This window comes from Lactobacillus sp. WILCCON 0149, assembly GCF_057197965.1.
Genome location: NZ_JBUBHO010000001.1, coordinates 1,070,447 through 1,093,294 on the forward strand (window position 1 = coordinate 1,070,447; position 22,848 = coordinate 1,093,294).

The following is a 22,848-nucleotide window of genomic DNA, read 5'->3' on the forward strand; positions in this document are numbered from 1 at the left end:
TCACTAGAGCTGCATCCTTTTCTTTATTTCTTATAGTTCTCTGCCAAAAAGTCTTTCATATCCTGCGGGGCATGGCCAGTGATCCGGCAGAAGTCGTCAGTAACGCCGTCCATCAAGCCCATGGCTGCCGCCTTATACATGGAGGCCAGTTCATCCCCGTCGCCTTCAGAGCGGTAGATATCCGCGAATTCCTCCAGGCTGACCGGTTGGTAGCCGATCTTTTCTCCGGTAACCTCAGTCATGATCCGGCTTAATTCAACCATGTTGTAGTTCTTTTCCTGGGTCAGAAGGTAAATCTGCCCCTTGTCTCTAAGATATGGCCGGACAGCAACGTTGGCAATAGCTTCCGCGCTGTCTTTCCTTGAGATAAAACTCATCGCTTGGTCGCCAACCGGGTAGATTACGTCGCCTCTTTCAATCAATTCTGGCAGGTAAGGGACCAGGGGGTCAGCGTAAAGGGAATTTTTGACCACGGCATAGGACAACTTACTAGAAGCCAGCCGCGCCGGCAGGTAGGCGTAGTAGCCTGCCATCTGGAAGGGGTTGTTGGCCTGGTCAGCCATGAAGCTGACGTCAACCAGGTGCTTGACTCCGGCTTCCTTCATTGCTGCCAGGGAATTCTCGAATTCCTCGATCCGCTTGCCCACGTTATAAGTAATGCTGGGAATATAAATCAAGACATCTGTTCCGGTAAAAGCCTCGACCATTGATGGAACATCGTAGTAGTCGCTATGCATGACTTCATAGCCAGCTTTTGCAAAATCTTCCGCCTTCTGGGGGCTGCGAACAGCCAGGCGGATGTTCTTGATATCAGTTAATTTGCTTAAAGCTTTAACAACTTCTCTGCCTAAGTGGCCAGTTGCGCCAGTAATTGTATACTTCATTTCTTTTCCTCGCATTATCTGTTCATTCTTTTGCTTTACAGTTTTCTGCCTGCTTTTTAGCAGTTTCCTTGACCAAAATCGTGTCGATCACGTCCTGCAGGCTGATCTTGCCTAAAATTGCCTCCGCCGCGGTTTCCGCGTGGGAGAAGTAGTCAGTCAAGGTTGGCTGAATGTTGCCACCGACGATGCATTTTGGATTGGTCTCATGGTCGATGGCGAAAAGGGGACTGCTTCCTTCAGTTGCCAGATAGATCTCCAGCAGGCTGATGTTCTTTGGTTCTCTTAAGAGCTCCGGATCTGCTGACCCGTGGGTCGTTTTGATAAAACCGGCATCCCTCAAGTTGGACATTAACCGTCTCACCACCACGGGTGATGTTTTTAACGAGCCAGCGATATTGTTGCTGGAGAGGGTAATCTTTCCCTTATAGATCACCAGAAAGGCCAGCAGGTGGATGCTGTCACTGAAACGGGTCGATACTTTCATCTTTCTGCTCCTTGCACATGTAACTTTTCTAATTACTAATATAGAGCAGAGATGCGTAAAAAGCAAGTCCTTTTTAACTTGCACTTTAAGCAGTATTTTAGCTGATTTTTGCAAAAGCAAGGTGGGAACAACTTAGCTCTTTCATTATAAGCTCTAAATTTCAAGGATGTTCGGGCAATAAAAACAGAATGCTTCCAAAGAAAAAGCAAAAAACTTGTATCTTTTGACTTTACAACTTTTGCTAAAGGTAATATGATTAGACAAGAAACTTTTAGAGTTACATGAATCAAGAAAAGTAAATCATGATCACAGAGGAAATTTACTAAGGAGAAAGAAATGATTGAATACCGCAACGTCGGGATGGCTTATGGAGACAACGTCATCTTGGAAAAGATCAACTTAACCATCAATGACGGCGAACTTTTCGTTTTAGTCGGCCCCAGCGGGAGCGGGAAAACGACTTTGCTCAGAATGATCAACCGCTTGACTGAACCCACCCATGGAGACCTTTACATGGACGGCAAGCGGGTCAAGGACCACGACCTGCGCCAGCTCCGCCTGCATATAGGCTATGTCCTGCAAACCAGCAGCCTCTTTCCCAACTTGACAGTTGGCGACAACATCACCATCCAGCTGGAAGAAGCCGGGGTCAAAAAAGCTGACCGCCGTAAGCGGGCCTTAACTTTACTAGACCAAGTTGGCCTTGAAGGCAACAAGTACATCTCCCGGCTTCCGCGGGAGCTCTCCGGCGGCCAGCAGCAACGCGTCGCTATTGCCCGGGCCATGGCCAGCCAGCCAAAATTGATCTTGATGGACGAATCCTTTAGCGCCCTAGACCCCGTCCTGCGCCGCCAGCAGCAAGAGCTCCTGCTTAAGCTCCACCGGCAAAATAAAACTACAGTAGTCTTCGTCACCCACGACATGCAGGAAGCCCTGCATTTAGGCGACCGGATTGGGGTCGTCAAGGACGGGCACTTGCTCCAAGTCGGCAGCCCGGAAGACATCGTCCAGCGGCCGGCCAACTCTTTTGTGGCTGACTTCTTCAAGAGCGCCCGGCCGCGGCTGGGTACTATGGCTGAGCTTTTGGCCAGTCCTTACGTAGAGAAAATTACAGGAGATGGCTTGCCGCAAGTCGAAAAAGTCGAAGAGATCGCTGAATTGCCGGAAACTGATGGCTATCTGCAATTTGCCTACCAGGGGGAAAATTATCAGATTAAGGCGAGCGACCTGCTTCGCTACTTCGGAAAATTGGGGGACTAAAGAATGAACGAATTGATTAATACCATATCCACCCACCAGGGGCAAATCATGCAGTCTTTGGGCGAGCACTTGCTCTTATCTATTGAAGCCCTCTTAATTTCTTGCTTGATTGCCATTCCCTTGGGGATGCTCCTGGCCCACAGCAAAAGAGCAGGGGAAGTAGTCTTCCAAATCACCAGCATCATCCAGACCATCCCAAGCCTGGCCCTGCTTGGCCTCTTGATTCCCCTGGTCGGGATCGGGACGACTCCAGCCTTGATCGCCTTGACGGCTTACGGGATCATGCCCATCTACCAGAACACTTACTCGGCCTTGAGAAATATCGACCCCAACCTGGAAGAAGCGGCCGACGCCTTTGGCCTTAGCAAAAGACGCAAATTGTTCAGATTAGAAGTTCCCATGGCCCTGCCCATGATTCTTTCCGGCGTCAGCATTTCCTTAGTCATGATCATCGGGACGGCCACCCTGGCTGCCATGATCGGGGCCGGCGGGCTTGGTACCTACATCATGATCGGGATCCAGCAGAACAACAACACTTATCTCTTGATTGGTGCCGGTCTGTCTGCCATCTTGACTCTGGCCATGTCCGGCCTGCTCAAGTTCATGTCTTCCTCTAAAAAGCATTTCCAGATCACGGCGGCTGTTTTGGCGATTTTTGCCATCGGCCTTGGAATCAGCCAGGCACCGAAGCTTTTTGCTCCAAAGCAAGAAGAAATCGTCATTGCCGGCAAGCTGGGCAGTGAACCCGATATCTTGATCAATATGTATAAGGACTTGATTGAAAAGGACAATCCCAATGTCAAGGTGACCGTCAAGAACAACTTCGGCGGGACCAGCTTCTTGTTCAATGCTTTAAAGACGGAAAAGATCGACATCTATCCGGAATTTACCGGGACTGTCTTGCAAGGTCTGGTCAAGGAAAAAGTTGCCACTCCCCATGACCCGGTTAAGGCTTACAAGCTGTCTAAAAAACTTTTGCAAAAGGAATACCAGATGACCTTTTTGCCGCCAATGAAGTACCAGAACGGCTACGACCTGGCAGTTAAGAAGTCCTTTGCCAAGAAATACAACTTAAAAACCTTGAGCGATTTGACCAAATTGGATTCTACTCTGACTGCTGCCTTTGACCCGGACTTTGCCAGCCAGCAGGACGGCTACCTGGGCTTAAAGCAGGAATACGGCCTGAACTTGAAGGTCAAGACCATGGAATCAGCCCTCCGCTACAAGGCCATTGCCAGCGGCAAGGTCGAGGTCGTTGACGGCTACACGACCGACCCGCAGATCAAGCAGTATGATTTAGTCGCCTTAAAGGACGACAAGAGCTTTTTCCCGCCATACCAAGGAGCGCCTTTGATGAAGAGCTCTTTTGCTAAAAAGCATCCCGGCGTGGTAAAAAGCTTGAACAGATTAGCTGGCAAGATCACTGAATCTGAAATGCAGGAAATGAACTACAAGGTGACCGTCAAGCACGAAAGCGCCAGCAAGGTGGCCCGCCAGTACCTTAAAGGTCATGGTCTGCTCTAATCTAAAAATTGGTAGGTACTTTTTCTGCAAAAGGGCTTGAAAATGGTTAGAAAAGCATTAGAATGTAAATGTGATTAGATCCAAGAAAGGAGTTGCTCTCTTGACAGAACACTATTTAAACTATGTCAATGGCGAATGGCGGGACTCTGCTGACGCTATTGAAATTTTTGAACCAGCAACTGGCAAGTCCCTGGGCACTGTTCCAGCCATGTCCCACGAAGATGTGGACTACGTAATGGACAGCGCCAAGAAGGCACTTCCTGCCTGGCGGGCTCTTTCATACGTTGAACGGGCCGCATACCTGCAAAAGGCAGCTGACATCCTCTACCGGGACGCTGAAAAGATCGGTTCTACCTTGTCCAAGGAAATCGCCAAGGGCCTCAAGTCCTCAATCGGCGAAGTCACCCGGACGGCTGAAATCGTTGAATATACGGCCAAGGTCGGCGTAACTTTGGACGGGGAAGTCATGGAAGGCGGCAACTTTGAAGCAGCAAGCAAGAACAAGATTGCTGTTGTCCGCCGGGAACCAGTTGGCCTGGTTTTGGCAATTTCCCCATTCAACTACCCGGTCAATCTGGCCGGCTCCAAGATCGCTCCAGCCTTGATGGGCGGGAACGTGGTGGCCTTCAAGCCGCCGACACAAGGGTCAATTTCCGGTCTGCTTTTGGCCAAGGCCTTCGCGGAAGCTGGCCTGCCAGCCGGCGTCTTCAACACCATTACTGGCCGGGGCCGGGTAATCGGCGACTACATCGTTGAACACCCAGCAGTCAACTTCATCAACTTCACTGGTTCCAGTGCTGTCGGCAAGAATATCGGCAAACTGGCCGGGATGCGGCCAATCATGCTGGAACTTGGAGGCAAGGACGCGGCTATCGTTTTGGAAGACGCTGACTTGGACTTGACGGCCAAGAACATCGTTGCCGGCGCCTTTGGCTACTCCGGTCAGCGGTGTACTGCCGTTAAGCGGGTTCTGGTCATGGATAGCGTGGCTGACGAATTGATCGAAAAGGTCAACGCCCTGGTCAAGGACTTGAAGGTTGGCATGCCAGAAGACAACGCTGACATCACTCCTTTGATCGACACCAAGTCTGCCGACTACGTGCAAGGTTTGATTGAAGAAGCTGAAGAAAAGGGCGCTAAGCCTCTGTTTGACTTCAAGCGCGAAGGCAACTTGATCTACCCAATGGTGATGGACCAAGTGACGACCGACATGCGTCTGGCCTGGGAAGAACCATTTGGGCCAGTATTGCCATTCATCCGCGTTAAGTCAGCTGATGAAGCTGTCAAGATCGCCAACGAATCAGAATACGGCCTGCAAAGCTCTGTCTTCTCACGGAACTTTGAAAAGGCCTTTGCCATCGCTGGCAAGTTGGAAGTGGGCACGGTCCACATCAATAACAAGACCCAAAGAGGTCCGGACAACTTCCCATTCCTGGGCGTAAAGAGCTCCGGGGCAGGCGTACAGGGGGTCAAGTACTCCATTCAAGCCATGACCCGGGTCAAGTCCGTCGTCTTCAACATCGAAGATTAATTTAAAAACAGTAAATTTGACTATCACATGTCTGCTAGAAGAAAGTCCGCTTTGGCGGGCTTTTTCTTTTTAAAAAAGTTCAAAAATCTTAATTCTTTTGTTAGCATTTTTTCAGAAAGAATGGTAAATTAAACAAAAGAATTTAGACAGGAGAACGCACTATGCCGATTACTTTAGACAAACAGTTAGCCGCCATTGACGTATTAAGGCAGGAGAATATTTTTGTCATGGACTCACAAAGAGCCATGACCCAGAACATCCGGCCCTTAAAGATACTGGTGGTAAACCTGATGCCTAAGAAGGCCAATACGGAAGTGCAATTGCTCCGCCACCTGGCCAACACGCCCTTGCAGCTGGAAGTTGAATTCCTCTACATGGCCAGCCACAAGTCAAAAAATACTTCTAACGAATACTTGCAGAACTACTACCGGACCTTTGCTGACATCAAGGAGAAGCGCTATGACGGGATGATCATCACCGGCGCCCCGGTTGAACAGCTGCCTTTTCAGGAGGTCGATTACTGGAGCGAGCTTTGTCAGCTGATGGAATGGTCCAAGACCCATGTCTACTCCAGCCTCCACCTTTGCTGGGGGGCGCAAGCGGCACTACATTACCATTTCGGGATCGACAAGCAGCCCCTGGAAAAGAAGCTGTCCGGCATTTATGAGCAGGAAGTAGTAGGGACTAGTCCGCTTCTTCGCGGCTTTGACGACTCCTACCGCTGTCCGCACTCCCGCTATACCACGATTTACCCAGACCAGTTAAAAGGCAGCAGCCTGCAGATTTTGGCAGAGGGAGCGGAAGTTGGCGTAGCGATCGCGGCAAGCAGAGACTTGCGGCAGATCTACAGCTTTGGCCATCTGGAATACTCCAGAGACACCTTGTCTGAGGAATACCATCGAGACGTTAAAGCTGGAATCAATCCGCTTTTGCCGGTTAACTACTTCCCAGCTGACGACCCGGATAAAAAGCCGCGCTTGACCTGGAGTTTGGCCGCCTCAACCTTCTTCAGCAACTGGATCAACTACGCCGTTTACCAGGAAACGCCATACGATTTGGCAGAACTGGACTAATATATATTTGGGCAAAAAGAAATCTGCCCCTGCCAGGGAGGCGGGGACAGATTTTTTGCTAGAAAATATTTCATGTTAGAAGCGGTAATTCCGCCGGTCGATTTGGAAGTACTTGTCGTTTTTGGACATCTTGTTCACCAAATGGAAGGAGATAAAGAAGAGGACGGCGATGAAGGCCAGGAAGATCCACTGGCCGTCAGCGGAATTAAGCGATGCTACATAGTCGTAGCTACCGTGCAGGGCGGCTGGAATGACGATCGCAAGGACGCGGAAGAACTTGGACCGGATGTTTTTGCCCAGGTAGGCATAGCCGCGGGCTAAGCCGTAGAAGATCCCCATGAAGACGCCAAAGCAGGCGTGGCCAGGGATGGCTGTTACGGCCCGGACTAAGGCAGTAGAGAAGCCGTAGATGGTGACGTAGGAGATGTTTTCCCAAAGGGCAAAGCCTAAAGCTACAAAGACACCGTAGACGACCCCGTCGTACTGGCAGTTGAATTCCTGACTGAACCAGGACCGGCGTTTTAAGAAGAAGTATTTAGACCCTTCTTCAGCGTAAGCGACGATTACGAAGTACATGATGACGTTGTAGAGCGGGTCTTTTTGGGAGACAAAAGAAGTTAAGACGCCGTTGGCAATCCACTCAAGGATGCCGGCGGTTACGGCCGACCAGATTCCCCCGGTGACCATTCTTCGCAGGATATAGGGACTTTCCGGCTCCAGCCGGTCAGATTGGTAGACCTTGATCATCAAAAAGATGGCCGGGATGACCGCGGCCAAGATAAGGAGCCAGTTGTAGATCAATACTGGTTCAAGGAAGAAGAAAAACATGTTGGACCCACTTTCTATTGTTTGTACACTTATCTAGTTTACTAGCAAGCGGGACTTTTTTTCAAGAAAGTGCTTAAAAAATAAAAGCGGACGGGAAATTAATTTTTTAGGGAAAGCCTGGCAAAAGTTTGGAAAATAAGGAAATCGCTGTCATTAGCATAAAATCAGCTTTCGCGTTTAAAATGGTGCTATAATATTCTTAAGCAAAAAAGCGCTTTACAGAAAGAAGGGCTGCTTAAAATGAGAAGCAAGGAAGAAAGCATGCTGATGGACACCATGATTGCCAATGGCGTCAGCAGCAAGATGACCGAGCAGGCAACTGGTCTTGCGGCTCCAAAGCCGGTGCAAAAGAAGAATGCAGCTAAGCTTGAGACGCGTGACATGCTGCTGGCCAACGGGGTTGACGAAGAAATGGCCGACCTGGCGGCAGATCTGTAAGTAATTGAATCGTTTAGACCTGGCAAAAAGCCGGGTCTTTTTTTGCAATCGTCCAGGCTACCTCAAACGCCAAGTAAATGATAAAATCAACTGGTGAGGAATACATATGACACAATTTATTGAAAAAATTTCTGCTTTAGCCAAAGAATTTGCTGATCCTGAATTAGACCGGCAAGTGAAAGAGATCAAAATGATCGACGAGTGCGTATCCAGCCAGCGGATGCTGCTTTTCGCGCCGGAAAGCCTGGGCATCAGTGATGAGCGTTTTGCTGAAATGACCTGGGACTTGTCTGAAAGCCAGATCAAGGACCTGCGGGCTTTAAACAACCTACTCAACAATGTCCGCCAGTACCTGTCCCTGGAATATGGGATCTGGTCTCTGCCCAACATGGAGACGGCTCAGCTGATCAGAGATGAATTAGGCGTTGAAACTGCCCTGGAAGTCATGGCCGGCAACGCATACTGGTCTAAAGCCTTAAGTGAGGCCGGAATCCAAGTCTGGGCTACGGACTCTTTAGAATGGTCTAAGAGCTCCCAGACCGGCAAGAAGCCTTTTTACCGGGTTGAAAACCTGCCGGCTGACCAGGCAATCATGAAGTACGCGGCTTGCGACTTGATTCTTTGCTCCTGGGCACCGAATTTCGGCAAGGCTGATCTGGAACTCATTGCCGCCAAGCAGCACTATGCTCCAGCGGCCCGGCTCTTGTTTATCGGGGAAAAAGGAGTCACCAACTCGCCGGGATTTTGGTCCAAAAAGCATTTTGTCAGATCAAGTGAACTCAGAAAGATCAACCGCAGTTTCAAATCATACGACTTCATCAAGGAAAAATTTTTTGAGGTGAGCTGATGAAAAGGCACAAACTTTTTGTTATCTTGTCCACCTTTTTCCTCTTTATCATGATCGGGATAGTCTGCTCTAACATGCAGTCCCAGCTGGCTGACCAAATTTTGCAGGCGCAGGGGATGAGCATGGAGGCCCGGATCGTCAAGCCCAAAAAGACGATGACGATTGCTTCCTTCCTTAAGTGGGTCAAGAAGGAATTCCCTAAGGAAAGCATCCAGATGCAGTTCAAGAGCAAGGAAGACAAGAACCAGGTTCTGGTCTGGTCGCAAAACCGTGACCTCAACTATTTCCCTGTTTCAAGCGGCCGCTTTTTCAGTGAAGACGACTTCAAGGGGCAGGTCACCATCGCGGCGGTCTCCCCATCTTCCGCGGCTTCCCAGATTAGGACTCAGGGCAATACTTACTTAATTGCCAATGGCCAGTACTACTCAGTTGTCGGCAGCCTTAAAGCTGTTCCATATCAGTCCAGCAAGGCCTACTACCTAACGACTGGAGTTAACCAGGAAACCGGGCAAAGCCGGATGAACCACTTTACCTTGTACGTTGACGCCAGCAGCCAGACGATTGGCAAGATCGCCAGCCACTTGAAGAGTGAGACCTACTGGCCGGACTTTGTCAAGCGGGGGAGGCAAAGACGGCTGACGCTGCTCATGCCGGAAGCTATCTTGATCCTCTTTTTGCTGGGAATCGGGGGCCTTTTGATGGGACTGATTGCCTGGCTGACCTGGAAAGAGGCGGACATGAGTCACGTAAAAGGGGATCTTTTGTCTAATCTCCTTTTGAACCGGAGCGGGCGCTTTATCGTCTTTATGGTGCTGGAAGGCTTTGCCTCCTACTTCCTTTTGGTATGGAAGGCCTACTATGGCAACCGGAGCATTTTGGCCCTGCTTTTGCTGGGAACAGTCGTGGTTGAACTGGCGGTTTATGTCGCGATGATAGTTTATCTGTACAGAAAGGGGAAAATGGCGGATGCTTGAGATTCCAGACCAGTTTAAAGAGAAATTTACCCGCCTGCTTGGCCAGGAAGAAGCAGGCAAGCTGCTTGAATCTTTAAAAGAGCCAAGCAAGAAGGCCTACCGGATCAATACATTAAAGACGGGTGCAGTCACTTATCCGCAAGAAGAGCCAGTACCCGGCATCCCTAACGCTTATTACGGTGAAGTTTCCGGCAAGGACCCGGAATGGACCGCTGGCCTTGTTTACTCGCAAGACCCGGCGGCCATGTTCCCGGCGCAAGCGATTCCGGTTAAGCCCGGCGACAAGGTCTTAGACTTGTGCGCGGCTCCCGGCGGGAAGAGTACGGCTTTAGCCCAGAAATTAGAAGGGCAGGGGCTGCTGGTAGCCAATGAAATCTCGCCTTCCCGGGCCAAAATTTTGCGGGAAAACCTGGAGCGGTGGGGCGTAGCTAACGCTGTCGTCACCAACTGCGATTCTTTTGCCTTGAGCAGTCGTTTTCCGGGCTTTTTTGACGCGATCTTAGTTGACGCGCCATGCAGCGGGGAAGGGATGTTCAGAAAGAGCGATGATGCCATCAAGTACTGGAGCCAGGAGAATGTCGACCTCTGTGCTGACCGGCAAAGGGAAATTTTGACTGAAGCGGTCAAGATGCTGAAGCCAGGTGGCTATTTGCTTTATTCGACTTGCACCTTTTCACCAGAAGAAGACGAGGAGATCGTCAGCTGGCTGATGGATGAATGCGGCTTTAAAGTTTTGCCAATAAAGGCTGATAAAGCAGCGGCCGGCAGACCGGAATGGGGCAACGGGGATGCTAGTTTAAAGCAGTGCGCCCGCTTTTGGCCGCAAGACGGAGTCGGTGAAGGCCAATTCGTGGCCAGTCTGCAAAAGGCTGCTGGCGAAGAAAGCTATGAAGCAGAAGCAGCAGAAGCTTTTTCTCCTGCCAGAAAAAACAAGGATAAGAAGAAAAAGGGCAAAGGCAAGAAGAGAGAAGATAAAAACAGCTTGGAGCGGCCGGGCAAGGAAGAATCCGGCTATATCAGTGAAGCCATTGCCGGCTTCAACTGGCCGGAAAGTTTAGCTTCCTGGCCTAGCCAGATGCTGAAGAGCCAGGATCACGTCTTTGTGCCGGCGCTTGCGCCCGATAGATTAAAGGGGATCAAGGTTTTGAACAACGGCCTGGAACTGGGAATCTTGAAGAAGAAGCGCTTTGAGCCAAGCCACCAGCTGGCGGAAGTTTTAGGGCAGGTTGACCAGGAAAGAGTGGTTGACCTGACTGAAGAAGAATATGACCACTACCTGCATGGGGAAAGCCTGCAAGTTAACTCCAGTTTGAAGGGCTTTGTCTTGGTTTCCTGCCGGGGGATGATTTTCAGCTTTGGGAAATTATCTGGCAAAGGGCAGCTGAAGAACTACTATCCTAAGGGCTTGCGGCAATAGAAGGTCAGCTTTACATAATTTTGCTTATGTGAAAAAAGGAGATGGCATAATGAAGGCAGCCTTGGTCGGGTGTTCAAATCCTTTAAAAGAAGCATATCTGCCAGTTGTTGACCAATTGGTTAAGATTTTGGAAGACCGGGGACTGGAAGTCGAAGTCAGTGAATTTTTGACCGATGACACTTTAATTGGCCGGGGAGAAAAGCGGGCCCGGGAACTGGAGGGCTTCTTCTTAGATCCGGAGATGGGACATATTTTTGACATCTCTGGCGGGGACTTGGCTAATACTGTTTTAGGACATTTGGATCTAGGCAAGATCAAAGGCAGCCAGGCTGTCTTTTACGGCTACAGCGATTTGACCACGATCTTGACAGCCCTGGCTAAAAACGGCAACAAGGCGGTCAACTTCCAGCTGCGCAACTGCCTGGTCAACAAGGATTTGCTGAAAAGCGGCTACTTTGACCGCTTGCTGGCTGGAAAAGAAGTAGCAAAAGAGCTCGGTGAGCTAGACGTAACTTTTGTCCGAGGCAGTAAAATGGCAGGTCCAGTCTACGGGGGCAACCTGCGCTGCCTGCTGAAGCTGGCAGGGACGCCCTACTGGCCGGATTTTACAGGCAGCATTTTGTTGCTGGAAGCTTACCGGGGCCGGCCAGAATTGGTGGCTAGTCTACTTGAACAGTGCCGGGAGACCGGGATTTTTGACCAGATCAGCGGTGTTTTGCTCGGCACCTTTAGTGAGCTGGACAGGTTAAAAGCAAGTCATTTGCCAGCAGAAATTCTCTTGGACCTGCTGCCGGCAAATGTTCCAATTGCCAGGACTGAATTTATTGGCCACCGACCAGATGCTAAGGCGATTAGGCTGGGGCAAGAGTGCATTTTCCAGGAAGCTGGCGTATAATAAAAGTATAAACCCGCCCGCTAAGTCCCGTAGAAATCGGGTGATTATGATGCTTAGCGAGAAGATTATTGACTTGTTGGTATGCTTTGTAGCATTCGTTGTATTTGCAATCGTCGTTTCTATCTATCCAGAGGAAATGTTTGCATTGTTGATTGCGACCGTTCTTTTGATCGGCATTTATGCCGTATGCAAGGAAGTGGTCAAGGACTGGTTGAAACACAACCATCGTTTCGGGGTTTAACGGGCGGAAAATAAGCGCGGACCCGGCAGGAGCCGGGACCGCGTTTTCTTTCTTGAGCGGAGAAGATTATGGAATACGAATACAGACTGGTTGACCGCGATTTGGCGGTTGACGGAGTAAAGAGGCTTTTGCCAGATATAGTTTGGAAGATCGCCAATACGGAACTGGTTGAAGGAATTGGCCTGCCGGAGGTCAAGATGATCTGCAAGGGCAAAACCACTGAAGGGATGACCGTCAAGGAAGTCATTACCGTGCACAATCTGAAGCTGGCTATGGAGTTCATGCTGGCCAACCTTGACCGGCCAGTTGACTTGGATCTGGTGAAGGAATACAACCGGATTATCGGGGGAAGCTTGTTTGAGGGGGCTGGAGAAATCAGAAGCTACCCGGTGAAGATTACGGGGACGGATTATAGGCCAGGGATGCCAGGTATTGGGAAGATTGAAGAAGCGTTGCGGCTGGCAAAGGAAATCGAACATCCCATCAAACAAGGCTTCTATTTGTTTGGCCATATTGCCAGAGAGCAGTGGTTCAATGATGGCAACAAGAGGACTGCCCAGTTGGTGGCCAACCATGTTTTTGTGCAAAATAACGCGGCCATGCTGGCGATTCCGGTTGAAGAGCGGGAAAACTTTTGGCACAAGCTGGTTGAATTCTATGAGACTGGCCAGCAAGATGACTTGAATGACTTCTTGTACCAGACCTCGGTTGGGATCATGCCGGGCGGTTTGACTATGGACAAGACCCGGGAAATTGAGGAAAGAAACAGAAAATGGCTGGGACTGGAGTAAAGAAGATAGAGAAAATAAGGTTAGGCTAGTACTGTTGTTAGTACTAGCCTTTTTTGGGCTGTATCGCCAAAATTGCTTTCTTACTTTATAATGGTAAATAGCTAATTAGAGGTAAGGGAAAATGAAGAGTAATTTTGACTTTTTAAACGGCGATGAGCCTGACTTCAAGAAATATTATGTCAATGCAGTGCGGGCTGAAATGCTGTATGCCAGAGGACTTTATTCTGAAGAGGTAGTCAACGTCAGAAAGATTGCTGAGCAGCTTGCAAGGGATATCATGGATCTGGAGTACTTGCAGGTCGATGAGCGGTCAACATTTAACGATAACTTGAGCAGACTCAAGCGTGGCGCTTACGTAACCGACCGGGCGATCAATGTTTTCTACGAGGTTAAGCGAAGCGGGAACGTTCAAGCACACGTCCTTGAAGAAACTGCTACTAAAGACACTGGTTTAACTGAACTGAAGAATATCTGGTTCTTGCTGGCTGAGTTTGCTAACAAGTATTATGACGTTCATGTTGATACTCATAGCAAGTTTAATGAGCCAGAACTGGAAACAAACTACACATCTTCTGAGAGAAGATTGATTTACATTCAAACTGCTGACAATTCAAGTGGCAATTGGCCGGCTTATATTGGGGCAAGAAAAGTTGGTAAGGCATCTATTGAAGAGGACTTTAACAACGATTTAAGACCTAACAGCGATTATCTGCGTGACCGGGCTGATAAGCGAATTAAGCAGTATATGAGAACTGGTGGTGTACCATACGTTGTTGAATGGGCTGAATTGGGCTACTCACCAGTAACCAAGAGATGGTTTGGGGATGAGGCAGTTCATGAGGTCTTAGAGCGGTCAGGGATCAAGCATGCTGAAGGGCTAGAAGGCGATGAGTGGTATAAGGTTGATCTTGAAACTGCCAAAAAGGCGATTCAGGCGGTCAAAGATGGCAAGAGTGCCATTGAGCTTGATAACAAAACTCCTAAGCAGCAGAAGCCAATTGAAGTTAAGATCACTCTTAGACCAGAGCAGAGGGATGCGATTGACAAGACCAAGGCCGCATACAAGCACTACAACCGTATGCTTTGGAACGCAAAGATGCGCTTTGGTAAGACCATCACTGCCTTAAGCTTAGTAAAAGAATCTAAGTACAAGAAGGTCCTCATTATGACCCACCGGCCAGTGGTTAACGAGGGTTGGTTTGACGACTTTAACAAGATCGGCATGACCAAGGCTGGCTATCTCTACGGTTCTAGAAACCGGGGCCACAGATCAGTTGAGGAGCTGGAAAACTTAGGCAAGCCATACGTTTACTTTGCTTCCATTCAAGACCTGCGGGGTTCAACGGAAATCGGTGGCAAGGTCAGTGACAAGAACCATGATGTTTTCTCAGTTGCCTGGGACTTGGTCATTGTCGATGAAGCCCATGAAGGGACGCAGACTGACTTAGCACAGAACGTACTTGATGCCGTGTTAAGCAATAAGCGGACTACCAAGCTTTTGGAACTGTCTGGTACTCCGTTCAACCTGCTATCAGACTATGACGAAGAGCAGATCTTCACTTGGGACTACACCATGGAGCAGGAAGCTAAGCTGGCCTGGTCAGAAGAGCACCCGAATGAAGTCAACCCATACGCTACCCTGCCAAAGGTTTCCATGTACACCTTTGAAATGAGCGATCACTTTAAAGACATCAACTTTACCGGGGATGGCTTAGGGAGATACTCATTTAACTTCAAGGAATTCTTCCGGACGGATGAGAATGGCAAGTTTGTGCATGAGAAGAATGTCCGCCAGTTCTTAAAGAACATTACTTCACCTGGTCCAACCAACTATCCATTTGCCAACCGGACTTTCCGGAACAACTTGCGGCATACTTTATGGATTCTGCCGGGGATTAAGGAATGTAACGCCTTAGAAGACTTGCTCAATGAACCTGGCACGGTCTTCCATGAAGAAGGCTACAAAGTAATTAACGTGGTTCGCGGAGATAAGACGGCGGATGAAGAAGCCAGTCAAAGCGATGTAGAGCGCGTTAACCGGGCAATGGATCCAGATCCAGCAAGGACTAAGACGATTACCTTAACAGTGCGGAAGATGACCACTGGGGTAACAATTAAGCCTTGGACTGGCGTTTTGTTCTTATCCAACACCAACAGTGCCATGCAATATCTGCAGGCTGCCTTCAGAGCGCAGACTCCATATGCGTCAGAAACCTTCGGTCAGAAGACCAATTGCTACATTTTCGACTTTGCACCGGACCGGGCTTTGACAGTTATGGCCGAAGCAAGCAGCTTGTCGACAGGTGCTGGCAAGCTGAATAGCGGTGAACAGGAAGAGCGGATGACCAAGTTGCTTAACTTCTTGCCAATTATTGGTGAGAAGGGCAACAAGATGCAGGTTTACAACGTAAACACCTTGCTGACCAAGCTTAAAAAGGCATACGCGGAAAGAGCGGTCCGGTCTGGTTTTGATGACAATTCCATCTATTCAGACAAGCTCTTGAACATTGAGAGTCAAGATATTCTTGATAAGTTCAACAAGCTGAAGGCAATTGTTGGGACAACCAAGAAAGAAAAGCAAGAGACAAAGATTGACATCAACAATCAAGGCTTGACCGACAAAGAGTCAGAGACTGCAAGAAAGGCCAAGAAGAAAAAGCCGAAAGAGCGGACAAAAGAGGAGCAAGAAGCAATCGACAAGGTTAATGCTCTTAAGCGCCAGCGGCGGGCTTTGATTTCGATTTTGCGCGGTATTTCAATTAGAATACCGATGATGATCTACGGGATGGACATTGACTTTGATGAAGACGTGTCAATTCAGCAATTTATGAACCGGGTTGACGACGTATCCTGGCAGGAATTTATGCCTGCTGGCGTGACAAAAGAAATGTTCAAGCAGTTTATTCCGTATTACGACGCGGAGATCTTTGTAGAAGCTGGTAAGATTATCAGAAGACGCGTTAAAGAGCTGGATAAAGCTGATCCACTTGACCGGGTGGAGAAGATCGCGGATATTTTTGGGACTTTTAGAAATCCTGACAAGGAAACCGTGCTTACGCCATGGCGCGTGGTTAACATGCATTTGGGTAAGACGATTGGCGGACTTGTTTATTATGACGACGATTACGAGACTCAATACGTTGATGGTAAATCTGCGATGCATTGGGTATCATCTGAAGATACAGAGCGGGTTTATCATGAGAATACCCGTATTTTAGAGATCAACGCCAAGACTGGGCTTTATCCGTTGTTCGCTGCTGCATCCCTGTACTGGAAGGAATTCCAAAAGATGAATGATCAGATGGCTGGTAAGTTTAGTTTGATCGACGAGCAGTTCATTTGGCAAAAGATTCTGCGAGAAAACATCTTTGTCGTGGCTAAGACACCAATGGCAAAGGAAATCGCGACCCGGACTCTGAGAGGGTATAATTCGGATTGGGATGTTAACGCGGAATACGTCGAAAATATTATTAAGGACGCTAAGACCGACGTTGATGCTGAAGCTAGAAAGATTGAGAGGCTATTTGGAAACATGAAATTCGACGTCGTGATCGGTAATCCGCCATATCAAGATTCTGCAACAGGTGATAATGATAACTATGCTGCACCGATTTATAGCGACTTTATGGATCTCTCATATAAGCTATCTGATTTGGTTACGCTGATCACTCCGGCCAGATTCTTATTTAATGCGGGTGGTACGTCAAAGCAATGGAATAAGAAGATTTTGAATGATCCTCATTTCAAAGTTGTTTTGTATGAAGCAAACAGCAGCAACATCTTCCCACATACTGATATAAAAGGTGGAGTTGCTGTCTCTTTGAGAGATACGCATCAAGAATTTGAGCCTATTGAAATTTTTACTGCATTCCCAGAACTAAATGGCATTCTAAAAAAAGTTCTCCCCAAAATTAGCGGATCTCTATCAGAAATAATATCTGGGCGTGGCGTATATAAGTTGTCCGATAAAGCTTTGGCAGATTACCCTCAGATAGAACAGTTACAATCCAAGGGGCACAAAAAAGATGTTGGTTCAGGTGCCTTCAGAGTTCTAAAAGATGTAGTTTTCTTTAAAGAGAAACCAAGCGATGGGCACGATGATTATGTTAGATTTTTAGGTCTATCTAATAGAACGCGTGAATATTGGTGGGGGCGGAAACTATATCAAGATGTCCCAGACAGCTTTTATCACTATAAGGTTTTTGTACCAAAAGCAAATGGTAGTGGTTCGTTAGGTGAAACTTTAACAACACCCCTGATCGGGGAACCCCTGATCGGGGCAACTGAAACTTTTATTTCAATTGGTGATTTCTCGACTAAAATTGAAGCCGCAAATTGTTTGAGTTATATCAAGAGCAAGTTTGCTAGAGTAATGTTAGGTGTTCTGAAAACAACTCAAGATAATACTAGAGCAAAGTGGGAATACGTCCCTCTTCAAGACTTTACCCCTAACTCTGATATCGACTGGACAAAGTCAATCCCAGAGATTGATCAGCAACTTTACAAGAAATATAATCTCTCTGAGGACGAAATCAACTTTATCGAAACGAAAGTGCAGGCAATGGATTAATGACTGATGAACGATTGATCAAATCGGCAGATCGGGTCAAGGATGTCGGTGAAGTTTTTACACCAAAGCGCATAGTTGATCTGATGCTGGATCAACCGGAAATTAGTGCTAAGGTAAATGACCTAACTGCTACTTTTCTTGAACCATCAGCTGGTGAGGGAGCTTTTTTAACTGAAATTCTAACTCGTAAGATGCAGGTAGCACTTGAGGGCAGTACTTCAGTTGATAGCTATGAAGATAGAATTTTGCTGGCACTTTCATCTCTTTACGGCATTGAGTTGATGGAAGATAACTATAAAATGCTTCGGCACAACATGTACCAAACTTTTGTAGTCGACTACCTTCGGGGACTCAAGGCAAAGGGGCAACCAGAGCATGGTAAGCGTAAGGTCTTGAAAAGCGCTAAAACCATCATCTATGCCAATATGGTTCAAGGCAACACTCTGACCTATAAGAACGTTCAAGATCAGCCTATCATTTTCAGTGAATGGGCTTCATATAAGCAAGATGGCCGGATTTGGGTTAAGCGCACAACTCAGACCTTTGAGTCAATTGTTGAAGGCGAGCAGACAGATAATGGCTTAGTCGTACCAGAGGATTCACAGCTCGACTTATTTACTGATTTTGATCCAGATACCCATGAGGTAAAATCAAAGGATTCTTATCTCCAATATAAGCCTGTTCAAATTGTTGACGTCTACAAAGAAGAATTAGTTGATACAAACAAAGAATAAGCTAAAAATGCATCCCTAAGTATGATCTTTCATGCCAGGGATGCATTTTCTGTCTCTTCCTAAGCCTTTGCCTCATGCTAAAATAGACGTATTGAGAAGTACGTTTTAGAATTTTTACGGAGATGCCTATGTCTAAATTACAGCTAAGAGCTGCCCAAGTTGGGGATGCAGAAAGATTGCTTGAAATCTATGCCCCATATGTAGAGAAAACGGCGATCACTTTTGAAGATGAAGTGCCATCTGTTAGTGAATTCCAAGACCGGATCAAACGGACGCTAAAAAAGTATCCCTATCTTGTGGCGCTTAGAGATGGCAAAATCGTCGGTTATGCATACGCCAGTCCCTTTAAAGAGCGGGTTGCTTATGACCACAGCGTGGAATTGTCCATTTATGTCAATGCTAATGTCCGTCACCAGCATGTTGGCAGATTCTTATATGACGCGATGGAAGATTGCTTAAAGAAGCAGGGCTTTTTAAACTTGAACGCCTGCATCGCTGCTCCGATTGGAGAAGATCCGTATTTAGACGACAACAGCATTCGTTTCCATGAGCACTTAGGCTACAAATTTGTAGGCCGTTTCCACCAGTGCGGCTATAAATTTGACCGCTGGTATGACATGGTCTGGATGGAAAAGATGCTGGGCGAGCACACCGTACCGGCTCCAGGGATTATCCCTTTTCCAGAGATGAATTTTTAGTCTAGATAAACACATGCTGGCCGCTAGAAGCAGCTAAGTCTGACTTGATAATGTCAACCAGTTCGTCCGGCTGCTCTTTTTTACCGTCTGAAACCCAGGCAATCAATAAAGCCACAAAGGCACCAATCCGCATATAGACGTGGTAATGGTAATTTGGGAGGGGCTTTTGGTATTGGTCTTTGAAATAGTCATGCAAGATCTCTGAGTTTTGGTAATGACTGCTGGCGATAATGTCAAACCGCTTTAGCTTGATCAAGACCTCCAAGATCTCAGCGTTGTCGTCTTTTAGCCAGAAGGCAAAGAAATAGTGCAAAAATTCATATTCTTCAGAGTCATGGCTTTCCTTTTCAACATAGGAAGTCATGACTTTTTTGTACATCTGGTCGCACTTCCAGGCCAAGATATCGATTGGCTGATCAAACAAGCGGTAAAAAGTTGCCCGGCTGACGGATGAAGCCCGCTGCAGGTCAGCAATTGATATTTCCGCAAGAGCCTCTTTTTTTAAGCATGCTGCCAGCCCCTGGTAGAGCAAGTCTGCTGACTTGTACATCCTCTTGTCCTTTTTGATGTGATACATTTTCCACCTCTACTGTCTTATAAGTTATGAGACTATTGTATCGTAATTTTGCCGGTGCTAGGATATAGAAAAATTGAAAGCGAGGCAGGGCAAATGAGAGAAATTGTTATTTCATACCGGGCAGGGGAGCAAGGTTTTGATTGGACTTTTGTGTTGCGGGAAGAAGCCAAGCGGGCCAGGAAATCTTTAGAGTTTTTGGGAATAAGTCCAAAGGGCGATTTGGCGGAGATGCGGCGGTTGCTTTTATCTCGGAAGCTGGAACTGGGTCATCAGAAAATTGAAGAATTGTGCAGGCGTGACGTGGCCAGATCAAAGCAGATGGAGAAAATCCTGCTTTTAGCCAGCCACGGGCCAGCCAAACCCTGCTGCCTGGAATTGAGAGCTCAAGGCATTTCTGCCAAAGAATTCGTGGAGTGGTTTGAAGCAGTAAACGCGGCCAATGATGAAAAGGCAATGCTAGCCGCACATCCCGACCACTATTTAATTGACACGTCCCCTTCCGGCAAGCAGCTGGTCTATGAGAGATATGGCGGCTCACCTTTTGTTTCCAGAGCTGTGATTGATTTTGCCAACAATGATGATGTTTTGAAAAAAGCTGACCCAGAATACCCTTGGCTGATCGCCGGGGCAGCCATAAATGATTCCGGCAAAGCAATTGGCGGTGCCTTACACCAATTTAAAGACATACCAGGAGGGATGGAGGGAAAGCTGCAGATCAATTTTCCTTCGATGATGCCCAAGAAAATTGTTGAAGGACATAAGATTCATCTGGCAATTGAATTCGGCAACTGGATTGAAGCGGCAGGAAGAAGCTTAGATTAGGCAAATTTGCGGTTGGCGTAAGCTGACCGCTTTTTTGCGGCGATTTTTGCCTGGGGGATGCCGAACTGGTTATAATATTTGTAGATTAAACATTTTGGATTGCTGGAGAAGAGCTAGTTTGAGGTGAAAAATGGACGAATTTAAAGAGAGATTCTTAGCTAATATGGACCGGCACCCAGGCCTTACTTGGGATGAAGTTTTTTTGTAAGCTGGATTCTGATAAGACAGCAGCGCTTGCCTGGATGGAAGAAAGCGGCGGCGAACCTGATGTTGTTGCTTTAGACAGCGGTTTAGCCATTGTTGACTGCGCTAAAGAAGAGCCAGCTGGTCGGCGGAGTGTTTGCTACGACAAAGAAGCCCGGCTTAAGAGAAAGAAGTTCCCGCCAGAAACTAGCGCTGAAGAGATGCTGGCAGAACATGGCTTGGCCTTGATGGATGAAGCAGATTATCGCCAGCTCCAGGCACTTGGCGATTTTGATATGAAGACCAGCTGCTGGATCAAGACGCCTGCTGAAATCAGGGAAAAAGGAGGAGCACTTTTTGCGGAAAAGCGCTACGGGGCGGTCTTTGTCTACCACAACGGGGCGGACTCTTACTACAAGGTCCGAGGCTTTAGGGCCAAGTTGGTCTTGTAGGAGATTTTTTCAGAAAGAAGTAGCAAGATGAATCCTAAACTGCATGACTACACGGTTTTTGACTTGGAAACTACCGGTAAAAAGGTCATCCAAATTGGTGCCTTAAAGGTCAGAGATGACCAGACCGTGGCGAAGTTCTCGACTTACGTTAATCCCATGGAGAAAATCAATGAATATGTCTCTCATCTGACTGGCATCAGCAATTATCAAACAGATGCTGCCCCATTGATTGATGAAGTTATGCCAGACTTTCTGGACTTTATCGGCGACGATACTTTGGTTGGCCACAATATACTTAGTTTTGACTGTCACATTTTGGCTGACAACGGATATCCGCTGGCTAATCCAAAACTGGATACCTTGCTTTTGGCCAATAGTTACAAAAAGAGGGGCCTGTTTCTAGATCCTCTCCCCAACGTCAGACTGTCGACTCTAAAGGAATACTACGGGATTAAGATCAACTCCCACATTGCGATTAGCGACTGTATCACCAACAATATCGTTTACCAGAAGCTCCGCGATGGCGATTTAGCTAAGGCCACGGAGATAATCGATTTTACCCCCAAGCAGGTTGACTCTCGCCTGGCTGGCCAGCGTTTTGTGATTACAGGTCAGTTTCGCCAGGCAACCAGATATGAGCTGACCAGCTTGATTCAAAGTCATGGCGGCAAGGTGACCGGTTCGGTGTCCGGCGTGACTGACTACTTGCTGAAGGGCGAGCTGGATCATGTTACTGGCAAGTGTAAAAAAGCTGCTGAGAAAGGCATGGCAGTGATCGGATATGAGGACTTAATGTCACTTTTACAGAAATGAAATAGAGCTTCCAGATTTTTTCTGGAGGCTCTATTTGCATCTTAATCTTAGGGAAACATATTTCTGATATTTGTTCAATTGTTAACTCGATATTAAAAACAATGGTATTGCTTGCTACAAATCGAATAAATCTGCGTGGCTCCCCGTATCAATTAGGGTTAATGTAAGTTGATCATTCTCGATTAAATAAATCAACAACCAATTTGGCTTTATATGACATTCACGAAATCCGATAAATTTTCCTTTTAATGAATGGTCTTGATATCTATCAGCAAGTTGCCCCCCTTGTCTCAAGACATCAACTACTTGATCTAAAAGTGAAACATCATAGCCCCTTTTTAGCATACGCTTATAGCTCTTTTTATAAGCTGACGTAAATTTAACGGAGTACATTAGTCACCTTCAAGCAATGCTGCTTTTAATTCTGCCATGGAATTGTATCCAGGAACGTTTGGGTCTTGTGAAATTTTTTTCGCTTCTTCCATTGCTGAAAGAGTAGAGGCACTATACTTTGGACGTTCAACTTCAAAAGGCAATCCATCATGCATAATGCATTGACGCAAAAAAATATTAACTGCACTGGACATATCTAGGCCAAGATCATCGAATAATTCATTTGCTTCTTTTTTTACTTCTTTGTCTATTCTGATTTGAGTTGCTACTGTAGTCGTCATAGAAATACCTCCTTTATGTTTTTAATTGTACGCCCGTAGGTTTACATTGTCAATCAAAAGATAAACAAGCGAAAATAGAAAGCGGATTATTATATTCTATTTGCATTTTAGGGGGCAATTTTTGCATCTTACCGGAAA

The 22,848-nt window shown here is 47.2% G+C and carries 22 protein-coding genes; 16 read left to right on the forward strand and 6 right to left on the reverse strand.

Annotated elements, in window-relative coordinates; translation table 11 throughout:
• Positions 1-23: 23 nt before the first annotated feature.
• Positions 24-884: an SDR family oxidoreductase gene (locus ACYVUV_RS05040; RefSeq protein ID WP_439774653.1), complete on the reverse strand. Its 861-nt coding sequence runs from the start codon at positions 882-884 to the stop codon at positions 24-26.
• 22 nt (positions 885-906) lie between these two features.
• The gene (locus ACYVUV_RS05045) at positions 907-1,368 is read right to left on the reverse strand and encodes an Rrf2 family transcriptional regulator (RefSeq protein WP_439774654.1); all 462 of its coding nucleotides are present in this window, start codon (positions 1,366-1,368) and stop codon (positions 907-909) included.
• Positions 1,369-1,704: 336 nt separating this feature from the next.
• On the opposite strand from ACYVUV_RS05045, the gene ACYVUV_RS05050 reads away from it, so the two are divergent.
• From ACYVUV_RS05050 to ACYVUV_RS05065, 4 genes are all read left to right on the forward strand, one after another.
• On the forward strand, positions 1,705-2,628 hold the full coding sequence (locus ACYVUV_RS05050) for an ATP-binding cassette domain-containing protein (protein WP_439774655.1): 924 nt from the start codon (positions 1,705-1,707) through the stop codon (positions 2,626-2,628).
• Between the two features lie 3 nt (positions 2,629-2,631).
• Entirely contained in the window at positions 2,632-4,152 is a 1,521-nt protein-coding gene (locus ACYVUV_RS05055; protein ID WP_484499125.1) for an ABC transporter permease/substrate-binding protein, read from the forward strand.
• A 100-nt stretch (positions 4,153-4,252) separates the two neighbouring features.
• Positions 4,253-5,683 (forward strand): NADP-dependent glyceraldehyde-3-phosphate dehydrogenase, encoded by a 1,431-nt coding sequence (locus tag ACYVUV_RS05060; protein ID WP_439774657.1) that lies wholly within the window; start codon positions 4,253-4,255, stop codon positions 5,681-5,683.
• A 161-nt stretch (positions 5,684-5,844) separates the two neighbouring features.
• Positions 5,845-6,756: a homoserine O-succinyltransferase gene (locus ACYVUV_RS05065; protein ID WP_439774658.1), complete on the forward strand. Its 912-nt coding sequence runs from the start codon at positions 5,845-5,847 to the stop codon at positions 6,754-6,756.
• 75 nt (positions 6,757-6,831) lie between these two features.
• Here the strand turns inward: ACYVUV_RS05065 and ACYVUV_RS05070 are convergent, their stop codons facing one another.
• Positions 6,832-7,584: a PrsW family intramembrane metalloprotease gene (locus tag ACYVUV_RS05070; RefSeq protein WP_439774659.1), complete on the reverse strand. Its 753-nt coding sequence runs from the start codon at positions 7,582-7,584 to the stop codon at positions 6,832-6,834.
• Positions 7,585-7,824: 240 nt separating this feature from the next.
• Between ACYVUV_RS05070 and ACYVUV_RS05075 the strand changes: the two genes are divergently transcribed.
• The 9 genes from ACYVUV_RS05075 to ACYVUV_RS05115 all read left to right on the forward strand — a co-directional run bounded on the left by ACYVUV_RS05075 (position 7,825) and on the right by ACYVUV_RS05115 (position 19,189).
• Positions 7,825-8,022 (forward strand): hypothetical protein, encoded by a 198-nt coding sequence (locus ACYVUV_RS05075; protein ID WP_439774660.1) that lies wholly within the window; start codon positions 7,825-7,827, stop codon positions 8,020-8,022.
• A gap of 106 nt (positions 8,023-8,128) precedes the next feature.
• On the forward strand, positions 8,129-8,869 hold the full coding sequence (locus ACYVUV_RS05080) for an SAM-dependent methyltransferase (RefSeq protein WP_439774661.1): 741 nt from the start codon (positions 8,129-8,131) through the stop codon (positions 8,867-8,869).
• Complete coding sequence (locus tag ACYVUV_RS05085; protein WP_439774662.1) at positions 8,869-9,843, forward strand: hypothetical protein; 975 nt, start codon at positions 8,869-8,871, stop codon at positions 9,841-9,843. Before ACYVUV_RS05080 ends, ACYVUV_RS05085 begins: the two co-directional genes overlap by 1 nt.
• The gene (locus tag ACYVUV_RS05090; protein WP_484499126.1) at positions 9,836-11,260 is read left to right on the forward strand and encodes an RsmB/NOP family class I SAM-dependent RNA methyltransferase; all 1,425 of its coding nucleotides are present in this window, start codon (positions 9,836-9,838) and stop codon (positions 11,258-11,260) included. The genes ACYVUV_RS05085 and ACYVUV_RS05090 overlap by 8 nt, the downstream gene beginning before the upstream one ends.
• 46 nt (positions 11,261-11,306) lie before the next feature.
• Entirely contained in the window at positions 11,307-12,155 is an 849-nt protein-coding gene (locus ACYVUV_RS05095) for an LD-carboxypeptidase (protein WP_439774664.1), read from the forward strand.
• Between the two features lie 309 nt (positions 12,156-12,464).
• Positions 12,465-13,187 (forward strand): Fic family protein, encoded by a 723-nt coding sequence (locus ACYVUV_RS05100; RefSeq protein WP_484499127.1) that lies wholly within the window; start codon positions 12,465-12,467, stop codon positions 13,185-13,187.
• Positions 13,188-13,308: 121 nt separating this feature from the next.
• Positions 13,309-17,757 (forward strand): Eco57I restriction-modification methylase domain-containing protein, encoded by a 4,449-nt coding sequence (locus ACYVUV_RS05105; protein ID WP_484499128.1) that lies wholly within the window; start codon positions 13,309-13,311, stop codon positions 17,755-17,757.
• On the forward strand, positions 17,757-18,491 hold the full coding sequence (locus ACYVUV_RS05110) for a DNA methyltransferase family protein (RefSeq protein WP_484499129.1): 735 nt from the start codon (positions 17,757-17,759) through the stop codon (positions 18,489-18,491). The genes ACYVUV_RS05105 and ACYVUV_RS05110 overlap by 1 nt, the downstream gene beginning before the upstream one ends.
• Before the next feature lie 128 nt (positions 18,492-18,619).
• Positions 18,620-19,189 carry a GNAT family N-acetyltransferase gene (locus ACYVUV_RS05115; protein WP_484499130.1) on the forward strand — a complete coding sequence of 190 codons (570 nt, stop codon included), beginning with the start codon at positions 18,620-18,622 and terminating at the stop codon, positions 19,187-19,189.
• Between the two features lies 1 nt (position 19,190).
• Here the strand turns inward: ACYVUV_RS05115 and ACYVUV_RS05120 are convergent, their stop codons facing one another.
• Positions 19,191-19,766 (reverse strand): hypothetical protein, encoded by a 576-nt coding sequence (locus tag ACYVUV_RS05120; protein ID WP_484499131.1) that lies wholly within the window; start codon positions 19,764-19,766, stop codon positions 19,191-19,193.
• Positions 19,767-19,859: 93 nt separating this feature from the next.
• On the opposite strand from ACYVUV_RS05120, the gene ACYVUV_RS05125 reads away from it, so the two are divergent.
• The 3 genes from ACYVUV_RS05125 to ACYVUV_RS05135 all read left to right on the forward strand — a co-directional run bounded on the left by ACYVUV_RS05125 (position 19,860) and on the right by ACYVUV_RS05135 (position 22,036).
• Positions 19,860-20,588, forward strand: coding sequence for a hypothetical protein (locus tag ACYVUV_RS05125; protein WP_484499132.1), 729 nt, complete (start codon positions 19,860-19,862; stop codon positions 20,586-20,588).
• Positions 20,589-20,779: 191 nt separating this feature from the next.
• Positions 20,780-21,223, forward strand: coding sequence for a DUF4256 domain-containing protein (locus tag ACYVUV_RS05130; protein WP_484499133.1), 444 nt, complete (start codon positions 20,780-20,782; stop codon positions 21,221-21,223).
• 27 nt (positions 21,224-21,250) lie between these two features.
• Complete coding sequence (locus ACYVUV_RS05135; RefSeq protein ID WP_484499134.1) at positions 21,251-22,036, forward strand: 3'-5' exonuclease; 786 nt, start codon at positions 21,251-21,253, stop codon at positions 22,034-22,036.
• A gap of 114 nt (positions 22,037-22,150) precedes the next feature.
• Here the strand turns inward: ACYVUV_RS05135 and ACYVUV_RS05140 are convergent, their stop codons facing one another.
• Together ACYVUV_RS05140 and ACYVUV_RS05145 are read right to left on the reverse strand one after the other, a co-directional pair.
• Positions 22,151-22,429, reverse strand: a complete 279-nt coding sequence (locus ACYVUV_RS05140; protein WP_439775544.1) for a type II toxin-antitoxin system YafQ family toxin — start codon at positions 22,427-22,429, stop codon at positions 22,151-22,153.
• Positions 22,429-22,710: a type II toxin-antitoxin system RelB/DinJ family antitoxin gene (locus ACYVUV_RS05145; protein ID WP_439775543.1), complete on the reverse strand. Its 282-nt coding sequence runs from the start codon at positions 22,708-22,710 to the stop codon at positions 22,429-22,431. Before ACYVUV_RS05145 ends, ACYVUV_RS05140 begins: the two co-directional genes overlap by 1 nt.
• Positions 22,711-22,848 lie beyond the last annotated feature (138 nt).